At 41.4% G+C, this 14,142-nt stretch carries 11 protein-coding genes; 2 read left to right on the forward strand and 9 right to left on the reverse strand.

The genetic code is table 11. The annotated features are described in order from the left end of the window. Window positions 1–27: 27 nt before the first annotated feature. From PJ15_RS16980 to putA, 4 genes are all read right to left on the reverse strand, one after another. The gene (locus PJ15_RS16980) at window positions 28–255 is read right to left on the reverse strand and encodes a hypothetical protein (protein ID WP_004771827.1); all 228 of its coding nucleotides are present in this window, start codon (window positions 253–255) and stop codon (window positions 28–30) included. 249 nt (window positions 256–504) lie between these two features. Continuing rightward, the gene (trmA, locus tag PJ15_RS16985) at window positions 505–1,590 is read right to left on the reverse strand and encodes a tRNA (uridine(54)-C5)-methyltransferase TrmA (RefSeq protein WP_047432811.1); all 1,086 of its coding nucleotides are present in this window, start codon (window positions 1,588–1,590) and stop codon (window positions 505–507) included. An 83-nt stretch (window positions 1,591–1,673) separates the two neighbouring features. Further along, window positions 1,674–2,156, reverse strand: a complete 483-nt coding sequence (locus PJ15_RS16990; RefSeq protein WP_047432814.1) for a GrpB family protein — start codon at window positions 2,154–2,156, stop codon at window positions 1,674–1,676. 115 nt (window positions 2,157–2,271) lie between these two features. Then, window positions 2,272–6,033, reverse strand: a complete 3,762-nt coding sequence (gene putA / locus PJ15_RS16995) for a trifunctional transcriptional regulator/proline dehydrogenase/L-glutamate gamma-semialdehyde dehydrogenase (RefSeq protein ID WP_047432816.1) — start codon at window positions 6,031–6,033, stop codon at window positions 2,272–2,274. Between the two features lie 120 nt (window positions 6,034–6,153). Between putA and PJ15_RS17000 the strand changes: the two genes are divergently transcribed. Continuing rightward, complete coding sequence (locus tag PJ15_RS17000; protein WP_047432819.1) at window positions 6,154–6,645, forward strand: Lrp/AsnC ligand binding domain-containing protein; 492 nt, start codon at window positions 6,154–6,156, stop codon at window positions 6,643–6,645. 44 nt (window positions 6,646–6,689) lie between these two features. Here the strand turns inward: PJ15_RS17000 and putP are convergent, their stop codons facing one another. After that, on the reverse strand, window positions 6,690–8,186 hold the full coding sequence (putP, locus tag PJ15_RS17005) for a sodium/proline symporter PutP (RefSeq protein ID WP_047432821.1): 1,497 nt from the start codon (window positions 8,184–8,186) through the stop codon (window positions 6,690–6,692). Window positions 8,187–8,657: 471 nt separating this feature from the next. Here putP and aspA point away from each other — a divergent pair, with 471 nt between their 5' ends. After that, window positions 8,658–10,106 (forward strand): aspartate ammonia-lyase, encoded by a 1,449-nt coding sequence (gene aspA / locus PJ15_RS17010; RefSeq protein WP_155766463.1) that lies wholly within the window; start codon window positions 8,658–8,660, stop codon window positions 10,104–10,106. Window positions 10,107–10,176: 70 nt separating this feature from the next. On the opposite strand, the gene gcvH is transcribed toward aspA, so the two are convergent. From gcvH to PJ15_RS17030, 4 genes are all read right to left on the reverse strand, one after another. Further along, complete coding sequence (gene gcvH / locus PJ15_RS17015) at window positions 10,177–10,551, reverse strand: glycine cleavage system protein GcvH (RefSeq protein WP_047432824.1); 375 nt, start codon at window positions 10,549–10,551, stop codon at window positions 10,177–10,179. A gap of 87 nt (window positions 10,552–10,638) precedes the next feature. After that, on the reverse strand, window positions 10,639–11,664 hold the full coding sequence (locus PJ15_RS17020; RefSeq protein WP_005229974.1) for an AraC family transcriptional regulator: 1,026 nt from the start codon (window positions 11,662–11,664) through the stop codon (window positions 10,639–10,641). Window positions 11,665–11,792: 128 nt separating this feature from the next. After that, on the reverse strand, window positions 11,793–12,233 hold the full coding sequence (locus PJ15_RS17025; protein ID WP_005257174.1) for a MaoC family dehydratase: 441 nt from the start codon (window positions 12,231–12,233) through the stop codon (window positions 11,793–11,795). Beyond that, entirely contained in the window at window positions 12,233–14,080 is a 1,848-nt protein-coding gene (locus PJ15_RS17030) for an ABC transporter ATP-binding protein (RefSeq protein ID WP_004771842.1), read from the reverse strand. Before PJ15_RS17030 ends, PJ15_RS17025 begins: the two co-directional genes overlap by 1 nt. Window positions 14,081–14,142: the final 62 nt, after the last annotated feature.

Consider the following 14,142-nt stretch of genomic DNA (forward strand, 5'->3'; position numbering starts at 1 on the left):
TTAAAGAGGTTAGGCCAAGTTTGTTTCTTATTGGATCGGAGGTTTGATCAGCGCAAGTAATTCTTTGCGGCTGTAGCCTCGAGAAATCAGTACTTTCTTAATGCCTTTAATGACATCTTCATCTGTTGCTTTGACTAAAGCATCGAGTAGCTGTTCATTAGTTTTGCAAGAACAATCGTTTTCAACGCAAGAAGTCTGATTCTTGTGTTCGTTATATTGTTCGTCTGCATTGAACAATTTTTGCCAAAAACTCATAGAGCCTTCATTTACAACCTAACATAGCTCGAAATATAGCCACTTTAAAATAAAATACAAGTCAGCTTAAGTGATAAAAGCAGCAGTTGAACCTCAATTTTTTCGATAACTCTTCTCATCTCAAACGAAATTATGACGGTATGATGACTTGACCTTTGAAAATTATCACTTTTTTATCAATATACTTTGAGCAAAAATAAAGGGTTATTGAAACCCTTTATTAATTATTGTTACGTTGAAATAATTTGTTTAAATCTTTTCAAGTAAAACGCCTGACTCAACATGATGTGTAAAAGGGAACTGATCGAACATTGCGAACTTCACAATTCGATGGGTTTGGGTCAGTGTGTTGAGGTTGTCATGTAAGGTATCTGGATTACATGAGATATAGAGAATACGCTCGAATCCTTGTAGAAGTTTCAGCGTTTCATCATCAATTCCTGCACGTGGCGGATCGACGAAAACCGTGTCAAAGTCATAGCTTTGAATGTCGATATTGGCTTCTTGCAAGCGTCTAAATTCACGTTCGCCCTGATAAGCCTGAGTAAATTCTTCCGCCGATAAACGTGCAACCTGAATATTTTCAATCTGGTTCTGCTCAATATTCCATTGCGCTGCATAAACCGAAGATTTTGCCAGCTCGGTGGCAAGGACACGTTTAAACTTCAAAGACAATGGCAGGGTAAAGTTGCCGTTACCACAATACAATTCTAAAAGATCTTTTTGAGATCCTTGCGCTGCATCACAAGCCCATTCCAACATATGTTGACACACTTGTGCATTCGGCTGGGTGAAACTACTTTCAATTTGTTTGTATTTAAAAGTACGGTCATGAACATTCAACTGTTCAACCACATAGTCTTCGCCAATAATAACTTTTTGACCACGGCTACGGCCCATAATTTTAATATTCAGCTTTTCTGCTAACGCTTTAGCCGCTGTTTCCCATTCTTCATCCAGTTTACGATGATAAATCAGCGTAACCAGCATTTCTCCGCTTAATGTAGCAAGAAAGTCCGCTTCAAAAATACGTTGCGATAAAACCGGGACTGCTTTTAATTCTTCTAACAGACGAGGCATCAAGTCATTAATGCTTTGATCCGCGATAGGAAACTCATCCACACGAACAACGTCTTTTTGCTTACCGTCTTCAGCACGTTCAAACATGGCATAGAACATATCATCTTCTGTATGCCAGATACGAAATTCGGCACGCATACGGAAATGTTGTTCTGGTGATTGAAACACTTCTAAAGCTGGTGGATTGAACGGAGCAAACTGTGCGGTGATTCGTTCAACTTTCTCTTGAAGTTGCTGTTGGTAAGATACGGTCATAAACAAGAAAACTATAGGTGAAATCTAAACAGGAATGGTATCAAAAAAAGTGCTACAAGGTGCAGGGAAATTATCAAATTTGCTTATTTGTAAGATGGTTCCTGATTCAGAACATTTTCAATAAATATCGATTTAAGCTCACGATATTGTTGTGGTGAGAAACCTGAACATCTTTGTTTGAGCTGATTGTATTGCTGGACGAGGTCGGGATGATGTCGCAATTGATCTCGGAAGGTGAGAAAGTTTTTAAATTCTGAGCCAGTCACAACGATTTGCAATGCGATATCATGTTCTGAGGATTCAAGTATACATAGCTCATGTGTGCGTAAAGTATCAAGTTTCTCCTTAAAATCAAGTTGTTTAAGCTGTTCAATGGTCTGTAAAAAATCTTTTGCTGATACTTCGATATAAATATCTAAATCACCTTTTGAAATTGCATTGGGAATAGCGGAGGAACCGATATGTTCAATCACGGCAAAAGGGATAAGCTGCTTGATCTTGTTTTTATAATCTTCGAAAAGCCGAGCGCAATTCGGCTGATATTCTGTGGACAAAAAGAACTGCATTAAAAGTGTCTCATTTTATTCTTGATGTTATGTGCTTCAAAATAATAAAAAACCCGAACCATGTAAACATGATTCGGGTCATTGAGAGATTTACTATCTCTCGGAAAGGCAAATATTAGTCTTCAGATAAGGTCATCAAGCTTGCGTTACCGCCAGCTGCTGCTGTATTCACACTGATTGCACGTTCAATTACAAGACGCTCTAACGGAATTTGTTCATTGGCTTGAAGCTGAGTAATGCCAACAATTGCGCCTGAGCGGGCAGCAACTTTAGTTTGCAAATCTTGTAACTGTTCAACAGAACCATGATGAAGCACGGCATCAAAGGCATCTTTTTCAACACTTGAGATGAAAGTGATGGCATCTAAAACATCTTTTGGTAAAGACGCTTTGTGTTTCACCAAGAATGCATTGTCTTTCAACACAGCCGCTGTACTGCTCACTGCGAAAATCGCAAGCAATTGTTGAAGCTGACTTGCGTCATCATTGGCAATTGAAAGCACACGATGACGAGGCAGGATAATGTACTGGTTACTTTCGCCAGTCGGACCTTGCAACTCGTAGAATTTACCTACACCAAATGCTGGAATTGTAGGTACTGCTTGAGCCATGTGTTGTTTCGCCCAAGCCATCAAGCTTTGGTAAGCAACATTTGATACCGCATCAAAGTTAGAGATTTCAGCTTTCACCGCAAATGGGGTCGCCAATACTTTCTCTGAACAATGTTCCATCAAGCGGTACATATAAAGTGGACCACCAGCTTTCGGACCAGTACCAGACAAGCCTTCACCACCGAATGGTTGTACGCCTACCACTGCACCGACGATATTACGGTTGATATATAAGTTACCCACTTCCGCACGTTGAATCACCGTATTAATGGTTTCATCGATACGGGTATGTAGACCCATGGTCAAGCCGTAACCTTTTGCATTGATACGATCGATCAACTGCTCAAGCTCACCGTATTTATATGTGATGATGTGGAGTACAGGACCAAATACTTCACGCTCAAGGTCATCAAGATTTGATAATTCGATTGCTGTTGGCGGAACAAAAGTACCTTGTGCAAGTGCCTGTTGGCTTGCAGTATCGTTAAACATCAATTGATGAACAGGGTAACCCTTAGATTTCATCTTTTGAATGTGCGTATCGATGGTTTGTTTCGCTTCAGTATCAATGACAGGGCCAATGTCAGTTTTTAAGATCGCTGGGTTACCTACGATCAACTGTTGCATTGCACCTTTCAGCATTTTGATAACGGTTGCAGCGCTGTCTTCTTGTACACATAAGATACGAAGTGCAGAACAACGTTGACCAGCACTGTCGAATGCAGAACTGACAACATCGAGAACCACTTGTTCAGTGAGTGCAGAAGAATCGACGATCATCGCATTCTGACCACCTGTTTCCGCGATTAACGGAATTGGTTGACCATTTGGAGATAAACGTTTTGCCACAGTCTTTTGCAAGATTTTGGCAACTTCAGTCGAACCCGTAAACATGATGCCCTGGATGCGGTCATCTTGGCTCAATTGAGCACCAACTGTTTCACCGCGACCTGGAAGAAGTTGAACAACGCCGTGTGGCACGCCAGCTTCCCAAAGCATTTGTACGGCTTGTGCTGCAATCAATGGCGTCTGTTCAGCCGGTTTTGCAATAACACAGTTACCGCTCACCAATGCCGCTGCAATCTGACCAGAGAAAATCGCAAGAGGGAAGTTCCATGGGCTGATACACAATACAGTACCTAATGGCTTCACTTGTGCATTGGCAGGCAGGTTTTCAATTTGAGTTGCGTAGTAACGTAAGAAATCTACTGCTTCACGAACTTCTGCAATCGCATTGGCATAAGTTTTACCACTTTCTCGGCAAAGTAAAACCATAAGTTCCTGAATACGAGCTTCCATTAAGTCAGCCGCACGCTTTAAGCAAGCAGCACGTTCTACTTTATCTGTTGCAGCCCAGCTTTGTTGTGCTTGTACCGCAGCTTCTAGCGCCAGTTGTACATCAGCACTGGTTGCTTCGTTTACATAACCCACAACTTCGCTGTTTTGTGCAGGGTTTGTAATAGCAAGTGCATTACTTTGATCATGAACAGTTGATTCAAAACCAAGTAATGGTGCACTTTTCCAAATCTGGCTACGTAGCTTTTGTGCCGTTGCATCCAAATCTGCTAATGGTTGATCGTTATTGAGATCAAAACCACTTGAGTTTGGACGTAATGGATAAAGATCATGCGGAAGTGGAATTGCAGGGTGTTTTAAACCAAGCTGGCCTTCATCTTTCGCTGAAGTCTCGATGTCTTTGATTGGAGACTGAATGAGGTCTTCAACTTTTAAAGTCTTATCTGCAATACGGTTTACGAATGAGGTATTGGCACCGTTTTCAAGTAAACGACGAACCAAGTAAGCCAATAATGTTTCATGGTTACCTACAGGTGCGTAAACACGACATGGAACACCAAGCTTATTGTCTTCTTTAGAACCTACCACTTGCTCGTACAATGGCTCACCCATACCGTGCAAGCATTGGAATTCGTATTGACCTGGGTAATATTTGCTTGGATCTGCCAGATTGTAGATCGTTGCAAGTGATTGCGCATTGTGTGTCGCAAACTGCGGATACACTTGATCTGGTGCAGCAAGTAATTTTTTCGCACAGGCAATGTAAGACAAGTCAGTGTGAACTTTACGGGTAAACACAGGGTAGTCGGTCATACCATCAATTTGCGCTTTCTTGATTTCGCTGTCCCAATACGCGCCTTTCACCAAACGAATCATTAGGCGTTTGTTACTGCGTTTTGCAAGATCAACGATATAATCTACAACGTAGAAACAACGTTTTTGGTAAGCCTGAATAACGAAACCAATGCCTTTCCAATCTGCAAGTTTTGGTTCGAAACATAGGCGTTCAAGCAATTCGAGTGAAATTTCTAGACGTTCAGATTCTTCAGCATCGATGTTTAAACCGATATCGTATTGTTTTGCCAAGCACGCGAGTTCAAAAACCTTGTTGTAAAGTTCATGATGAACACGGTCGATTTGCGCACGTTGGTAACGTGGGTGCAATGCAGAAAGCTTGATTGAGATACCCGGGCCGTCATAGACACCACGACCATTCGATGCTTTACCAATGGCATGGATGGCTTGGGTGTAGTCGTTGTAATAACGCTCAGCATCATGTTCAGTTAGGGCAGCTTCACCCAACATGTCGTATGAGTAGCGGAAACCTTTGTGCTCAAATGGTTTAGCATGTTCAAGCGCTTCACCAATGGTTTCGCCAGTCACGAATTGCTCGCCCATCATGCGCATTGCAACGTCAACGGCTTTACGGATAATACCGCGACCACTGCGTGCCAATAGGCCAGTTAAAACACTTGATAAACTGGTTTGCTTCGGTGTTTCCATGAGCTTACCAGTTAACATCAACCCCCAAGCCGCGGCATTGACGAACATCAGGTTACTTTGACCAACGTGTTCTTTCCAGTTGCCTTGGTTGATTTTGTCGCGAATCAATAAATCACGTGTTGCTGTATCTGGAATACGAAGCAATGCTTCAGCCAAACACATGAGTGCAACACCTTCTTGTGAAGAAAGTGAGAATTCTTGAAGTAAACCTTGAACGATACCAGCTTTACCCGCTGAACTTTTACGCTCACGTAAGTTGTGCGCTAAGCTAAATGCAAGCTCATAAATTTTATGGTCAAGTTCAGGAGAGATGTTGGCTGCTTCAGCAAGTACAGCGACTGCTTCAGGCTCTGCACGGCGCCATGCCGTATTGATGCGTTGCTCAAACTCACTTTTTTCTTTAAATTCGGTAATATAACCGTCTGCGTGAGCTGTATCCATTTGTGCGGGAGTATCCAATGTATTCATGCTAAATTCCAATAACAATCTCTAAAATATATTGAGCAGAGAGGTTTAGATAATTTATCATTACAGAATAAATCCCGAGTAACTCACTATAATTTGCTTATTTTTTAGAGGAAAATTCAGTTGAATGGCCCTATTTATACCTTAGATCGAACCGATCTGAAAATTCTGGATATTCTTCAAGCAGATGGAAGAATTTCTAACAGTAAATTAGCAGAACTCGTGAACCTTTCACCGACTGCGGTGCTGGCGCGCGTGCAGAAGTTGACGAAGGATGAGTTTATCTTGGGCTATGAGGCAAAACTCAATCCGAATAAGCTCAACGCCAATTTTCTGGTCTTTGTGGAAGTGCTACTCGATAAGACCACACCGCATGTGCTGGATGATTTTATTGACGCAGTCACGCAATATCCAGAAATTGTGGAATGTCATATGGTCAGTGGTGGTTTTGATTTTCTGATTAAACTGCGTAGTGCGGGTATGGAGGAGTTTCGTCGTATTGCAGGGCAGATTCTATGGCAGCTTCCTGGGGTGAAGGAAACACGTAGTTATCCAGTGATGCAGGTGGTGAAAGATAGCTCGAAAATAAAAATTAAATCACGCACAAAATTTTAAATAAAAAAAAGGGGCCCGAAAGCCCCTTAAATTTTTCAGCAAAATTATTTCATTTCGCGTGCATAGATTTCATCAGCTTGTTCAAAGCGACTTGTTACAGCAGCATTTGGTGCTTTGCCCAATAAGCTCACCACCACAATACTGATCAAGGCGAAAACGAAGCCTGGAATAATTTCATAGATACCAGTGTAGCCAAAGAAGTTTTTCCAAAGGATGACCGTCAAAGCACCCACAACCATACCTGCCAATGCGCCGTTCAAGGTCATGCGTTTCCAGAACAAAGAGAGCAGAATCAATGGACCGAATGCGGCACCAAAACCAGCCCAAGCATAAGCAACCAAGCCAAGAACCTTACTTTCAGGGTTTTGGGCTAGGAAAAGCGCAAGCATTGCAACAGCGATAACCATTGAACGACCGATCCAAACGAGTTCTTTTTGAGATGCGTTTTTACGGATAAAGCCTTTGTACAAATCTTCGGTTAGTGCACTTGAACATACCAGTAACTGACAGCTCAATGTACTCATAATTGCAGATAAAATCGCAGCAAGGATCACACCCACAACCCAAGGGTTGAATAAGATTTTAGTGAGTTCCATGAACACAGTTTCAGGGTTAGCTGTTACTGCTGCTGCAAATTCAGGATGCATCTGGAAGTATGCAATACCGATGAAGCCTGAACCGACTGCACCCGCTAAGCAAAGAATCATCCAAGTCATACCAATACGGCGAGCCGCTGGAATTGATTTCACAGAATCAGCAGCCATGAAGCGTACAAGAATGTGTGGTTGACCAAAATAGCCTAGACCCCAAGCCGCAGCAGAAAGAATCGCAACAACACTTAAGTTGGTCGCAAAGTCAAATGCATGTGGGCGAACACTTTCGATAACGACAGTAAACTCTTCCATGCCAATGCCTAAAGACATGTAGGTCACGATTGGAAGGAGTAATAATGCGAAAATCATTAAGCCTGCTTGGAAGGTATCTGTCCAGCTGATCGCAAGGAAGCCACCAATACAAACATAACCGATTGTTGCGAATGCACCGAGCCATAATGCTGTGCTATACGGCAATTGGAACAATGTTTCAAACAAACGTGCGCCAGCGACCATGCCAGAAGCACAATAAATCGCAAAGAATACAAGAATAATCAATGCAGATGTGACGCGTAGGATTTTTTTCTGGTCATCGAAGCGACCAGTAAAATAATCCGGTAAGGTGAGGGCATTATTTTGTACTTCGGTGTGTACACGTAAACGGCCAGCAACCAGATACCAGTTTAACCATGCACCAATAATCAAACCGATGGCAATCCACGATTCTGATAATCCAGTTAAGTAAATGGCCCCTGGTAAACCCATGAGTAACCAGCCACTCATATCTGATGCGCCTGCGGATAAAGCAGTAACGAAACTGCCTAGACTTCGGCCTCCAAGAATATAATCATCAAGATTTTTGGTAGAAAAATAGGCGTATAAACCGATGCCAAGCATGGCCAGAATATAGACCACGAATACAACAACTGTGGGATTCGAAAAATTCATAATGGATGCCTGTCCTTACATATCCATAATTTGCAATCACACCTGAATAGTAAAAAATGAATGACTATTCTTGGGATTGATAAGGTCACAGATTCAAGCATGAATGATTTTTGAAACACTGTTATTTTTATGTATTGTGTTTGTATTGTTTATGTAATAACAAATAAGTATATGAATCTTAATTTTTTTATTCGAAAAAGTGACTTTTTTTTCTCCAAAAAAGTTTTTTGTTTTGATTGAAGTTTAACCTAAATGTTTTTAAAAGTTACAAAATAGAAAAACTACAGTTGTAGATTAAATTTTAACTGTTAAAAAGTGATCAAAAATTTTGACACATGATGTTACAAGTGCAACATTTTAGAGAAAGTCCTTAATAAAAAAATATCAGGTTAAGCAGTTTTGCTAATGAAAAGTAGCTTGAAATATTTCATATTAATTCATTGCACTATAAGGGTGCATTCTCTGAGAGAAATGGAAGTGAATACGGTTCAAGCGGCAACAATAAGAATAGAGCATGATCTACTGGGTGCAAAAGAAGTTCCAGCAGATTGTTATTATGGAATCCATACTTTACGCGCAATAGAGAATTTTAAAATTTCGTCGCAAAAGGTTGGACAAAATGGCTATTTTATCCATGCATTGGCACAAGTTAAAAAAGCCTCGGCACAAACCAATTTAAGTTTTGGAAAATTAACCGAAACTCAAAGTCTAGCGATTCAGCATGCCTGTGATGCCTTAATTACAGAAACAGAAAAATGGCAAAATTCTTTCCCGATCGACATCTATCAGGGTGGTGCTGGGACTTCGATTAATATGAATAGCAATGAAGTCATTGCCAATATTGCACTTGAGTCATTAGGTCATCAAAAAGGCCAATATGATGTCATCCATCCCAATGATCATGTCAATAAATCCCAATCGACCAATGATGTTTATCCAACAGCAATTCGACTATCGACTTACTGCTCACTGGATCCCTTGTTTGTGCAAATGGATAAATTGATTACTTCATTTGAAAATAAAGCAGTTGAATTCCGCTACGTCTTAAAAATGGGGCGCACCCAATTACAAGATGCCGTACCTATGACACTTGGGCAAGAGTTTCGTGCCTTTGCAACTCTATTAAAAGAAGACTTGCGATTGATTAAGCGTACCCGTGAATTATTACTCGAAGTGAATCTGGGGGCGACTGCGATTGGTACAGGGGTGAATACACCAAAAGGTTATGCAGCGAAAGTGGTCTCTTGCTTAAAGGAGATTACAGGCTTAAAACTGGTGGGGGCAGAAGACTATGTCGAAGCAACCAGTGATTGTGGTGTATTTATTATCTTATCAAGTGCGTTAAAACGTCTGGCATGCAAGCTTTCAAAAATCAGTAATGACCTACGTCTGCTAAGTTCTGGGCCACGTACGGGTTTAGGTGAAATTCAATTGCCTGAGCTACAGGCAGGTTCTTCAATCATGCCGGCAAAAGTTAATCCAGTCATTCCTGAGGTCGTGAATCAGATTGCATTTAAAGTGATTGGTAATGATCTCACCATTACTTTTGCTGCTGAAGCAGGGCAATTACAGCTGAATGTGATGGAACCTGTGATTGCAATTTCATTAAATGAATCAATTGAGCTATTAACGCATGCTATGCAAAGTCTGGATGAGAAATGCGTGCGGGGGATCAAGGCGCATGAACAGGCTTGTCATGATGCAGTGATGCGTAGTGTTGGAATTATTACCTTGCTTGATCCATTATTGGGTCATGCGCTCTGTGATGAAATTGGTAAGCAATGTATTGCAGAGAATAAAACCATTCAGGATGTGGTCTTAGAGCGAGGTCTACTGACTCAGGCTCAACTTGATGAAATTTTCTCTTTTGAAAATCTGGTTTCAGAGGTGGATGGCATTCCTGTAGATTACGTTGCTTAATGAATGTAATAGTCTCAAAAACAAAAAAGCCCAGTAAATGTACTGGGCTTTTTTATCGAGATTTATAAAATTATAAACCTGATTCGTATTCGCTATTTGAAAGTAATTTTTCAACATCCGCCATATTGTCGGGTTTGATCTTGTAAATCCAGCCTTTGCCATACGGTTCATCATTAACGAAATCTGGATCATCTTCAAGATCAGTATTTACTTCAACGACTGTACCTGAAACAGGGGCATGAATATCTGATGCTGTTTTTACAGATTCTACAATACCTGACTGTTCAGTTGCGGTTACATGGCTGCCCACTTCTGGGGTTTCCACATAAACCAAATCACCCAACTCATCTTGTGCATGGTCAGTAATGCCTGTTACAACGATGTCACCCTCGATTCTTACCCATTCATGCGTGCGTGCATATTTCAATTCTGCTGGATGATTCATGACAACTCCTTAACAATCTGTCGTATCATTTTTATTTGGTTTATACATGCTTTTCAATAAAAACAAAAGCTTTCGGCATAGAAGATCTTATAAGTAAGGATCTTTACGCCAGTTACTTGGACTACGGCCACTCCAGCGCTTAAAGGCACGGCTAAAATTCGCGACATCAGAATAGCCAAGCTCATCTGCAATCTGTTCCAGACTGTAATCCGTTCGGGAAAGCAGGGAGGTGGCATGACGATAACGAACTTCATCTACTAAGGTCGAAAAAGAAGTTCCTTCTGCTGCCAACTGACGCTTTAAAGTGCGGTCAGACATATGCAAGCGTTCAGCTACACTTTCAATACTGAGATAATGCTGTTCTGAATTGGTGAGAATATCACGGACACGCATCGCTAAACGACGACGTTCGCCAAGTGCTGACAGTTCAGTTTCACATTGATTAATGGCAATCTGGCTGGCAATCGGATCAGCATTAACCATTTTCAAACCCAGATACTTTTTATCAAAGCTTGAGATTAAATGTGGCTGGTTAAAACGAATGCTGCTACTGAGTTTATCTCTATATTTTTCAAAGCCTGCTGGTTCTGGGAAATCCAGATCCACTTCACCGCTTAAATCTTCTATTCCAGTTAAGGCTCTTGCCATGGTCATGATGCCAATGGTCAAACCTAAAATAATTTCGGTGCGTAAAGGCTCAACTTCAATATCACATTGCAGTTGTAAGGTCGCTTTAGGGCCGAAGGTTGAAAAATAAAGCTGTAAAAAAGGCAGACGTAATTGAATAAAGCGGCTTGCCAGTGCAATTGCATCGGTAATGTCATGTGCCGTCATAATGGCATAACCAATAAAACCATGAATGGAAATTCGCATTTGCGTACCGAGGTGAAAACCTAATGTACTTTCACCAGTAAGGCGCAAAGAATGCTTCACCAATTCATTGGCAATCGGCGTTGGAATTCGATAATTCGGATCAGCCAGTTGTTCACTCGTTAAATGAAATGGAGCAAATAAGGTTTCGTCGCTATATCCCCAGCGAGAAACCACATCTAATAGCAATAAGCCATAGACGCCTGGTATTCCTTGATCTTGACGAGTTGTGCTTGTTTTCATGTGCTTTCCGTGGCGCTCATCAATTTTGCCAATATCTTTTAAACTTTAAAGTCTTAAACATCTTTACATGAAATAAAATAATCAATCTTAAAAATTGTTGGACAAAACAGTCACTGAATGTCCGAGCCTTAAGCCGCTCTTCTAAATACCAAAATTTTGGTTGTAGATATTAATAGCACATCACCATGCTGGTTCAAAGCTTGGGTTACGTAGCTGACGATACCGCGGTCAGGTTTTGTTTTAGACGGAACAATTGCCGTAATTTCCACTTCAACATGAATTTTATCGCCCGCACGTGTCGGTCGTGGCCAGCGTAAGCTGGACTCGGTTCCCAACAAGCCGCCTGCCACTGGAAAGCATTCGGTCCAAAGACGCATGGTGACGGCAGAAGTGTGCCATCCGCTCGCTGCCAAGCCTTGAAAAATAGGATGTTCAGCAGCAGCTTGCTCATCAGTATGAAAGGGTTGTGGGTCGTATTGATTGGCAAATTGTTTTACTTCTTCAAGTGTCATTTCATATTCACGACTGATGAAACGATCACCAATATTAAGGTCTTCTAAATACAACATTATTCTGTGTCCTGCGTTACCCGTTGTTCAACCAGAAAACCGCCTGTCTGGCGTTTCCACAGTTGAGCATATAAACCATCCTGAGCAATAAGTTGTTCATGTGTGCCTTGCTCAGCGATTCTGCCTTGATCAAGCACAATGAGACGATCCATTTGTGCAATAGTAGATAAACGGTGGGCAATTGCAATGACCGTTTTGCCAACCATCAAGTCATTTAAACTGCTTTGAATCGCCGCTTCGACCTCGGAGTCAAGGGCACTGGTCGCTTCATCTAATATTAAAATTGGTGCATCTTTTAGAAAAACCCGTGAAATTGCAATACGTTGGCGTTGTCCGCCGGACAGTTTGACACCACGTTCACCCACATAAGCATCAAATCCAACACGGCCTTTCATATCGGTTAGCTGCGGAATAAACTCTTCCGCTTTGGCTTTTCTGACAGCCTGTTGAATTTCAGCTTCAGTCGCATTTGGACGACCATATTTAATATTTTCGGCAACGGTACGATGTAGCAGAGAGGTATCTTGTGTCACTAAGGCAATATTGGCACGTAAACTATCTTGGGTTACATCATGAATATTTTGTCCATCAATCAAAATACGACCTTGGTTGATGTTATAGAAGTGCAAGAGCAGTTGAATCAGCGTTGATTTTCCGGCACCAGAACGACCGACAATCCCAATTTTCTCACCCGGTTTGATGGTCAGGTTAAAATGGTCAATCACATTTTTCTGATTATATGCAAAACTGACATCTTCAAAACGAATCTCGCCGTGCTGTACTTTTAATTCAGTAGCATTTTCCTTGTCCTGAATCTGGATCGGTTTGCCCAGTGTTTTCATACCATCCTGAATGGTACCGACATTTTCAAACAGCATGGTAATATGCCACATGATAAATTCGGCTAGACTATCCAGCTTGAGTACCATCGCCGTAGTCGCAGCAATGACGCCAATTGCTGCCTGACCTTGTGTCCACAGCCAGACAGATGTTCCAATCACACTAATAAACAGGAACGCGCTGAGTAAACGAATACTGATCTGGTATTTCACACCCAGACGCATTTGTTTATAGACAGTCACCATAAATTCCTGCATTGATTCTTTGGCATATTGGCTTTCACGACCAGCATGAGCAAAAAGTTTTACAGTTTGAATATTGGTATAGGCATCGGTGACGCGACCTGTCATGACTGAACGTGCATCGGCTTGTTGCTGGGAGATTCGGCCAAGTCGAGGAATAAAGTAACTGGCAATCGCAATAAATAAGGCTAACCATAAAATCAGGGGAACAATCAGCACAGGCGAAATTGCACCCATGACCAGACTAATGGTAACAAAATAGACCAGTACATAAACCAGCATATCACCAAGAATCATCCAGAATTCACGTACTGCCAGCGCAGTCTGCATCACTTTGGCGGAAAGGCGACCAGCAAAATCGGTATGGAAGAAATCCAGACTTTGTTGCAACAACAAATTATGAAAGCGCCAACGCATACGCATCGGAAAATTACTAAACAATACTTGGTGTTTAATAATCGATTGCAGGCTAACAAAGAAAATATTGGCAAACAGAATGCTGATCAGAATGGTTAAGTTCTGCTGATTGTTTTCTAAAAAGGTGTTTGGCTGACTTTTAGTGAGCCAGTCGACCAATTTACCAATATAGGAAAAGAATAAAGCTTCAAAGCAAGCTGCAGCAGCAGTACATGCAATCAGTAAAAATAGAAAAGGGCGAATGCCTTGAGTTGATTGCCAAACGAAAGCAAAAAAGGTAGTCGGTAATGGTTTGTTTAAGTCTTTAGTGGGGTATGGATCGACTAGCTTCTCAAACCATCGCAGCATTTCTTTTTCCTCTAATCTAAAGTACTAATTCAGCTTATTCTGTAGCATAGCAGAAAATCAGC

The sequence above is a fragment of the Acinetobacter sp. neg1 genome (assembly GCF_000788125.1).
GTDB lineage: Bacteria > Pseudomonadota > Gammaproteobacteria > Pseudomonadales > Moraxellaceae > Acinetobacter > Acinetobacter vivianii.

Coding starts and splice junctions, on each gene's coding strand:
- PJ15_RS17020 (WP_005229974.1), bottom strand. CDS start 11,664: ATGAAAACAAGCACAACTCGTCAAGATCAAGGAATACCAGGCGTCTAT.
- aspA (WP_155766463.1), top strand. CDS start 8,658: ATGGAAGTGAATACGGTTCAAGCGGCAACAATAAGAATAGAGCATGAT.
- putP (WP_047432821.1), bottom strand. CDS start 8,186: ATGAATTTTTCGAATCCCACAGTTGTTGTATTCGTGGTCTATATTCTG.
- PJ15_RS16990 (WP_047432814.1), bottom strand. CDS start 2,156: ATGCAGTTCTTTTTGTCCACAGAATATCAGCCGAATTGCGCTCGGCTT.
- PJ15_RS16980 (WP_004771827.1), bottom strand. CDS start 255: ATGAGTTTTTGGCAAAAATTGTTCAATGCAGACGAACAATATAACGAA.
- trmA (WP_047432811.1), bottom strand. CDS start 1,590: ATGACCGTATCTTACCAACAGCAACTTCAAGAGAAAGTTGAACGAATC.
- PJ15_RS17030 (WP_004771842.1), bottom strand. CDS start 14,080: ATGCTGCGATGGTTTGAGAAGCTAGTCGATCCATACCCCACTAAAGAC.
- gcvH (WP_047432824.1), bottom strand. CDS start 10,551: ATGAATCATCCAGCAGAATTGAAATATGCACGCACGCATGAATGGGTA.
- PJ15_RS17025 (WP_005257174.1), bottom strand. CDS start 12,233: ATGTTGTATTTAGAAGACCTTAATATTGGTGATCGTTTCATCAGTCGT.
- putA (WP_047432816.1), bottom strand. CDS start 6,033: ATGAATACATTGGATACTCCCGCACAAATGGATACAGCTCACGCAGAC.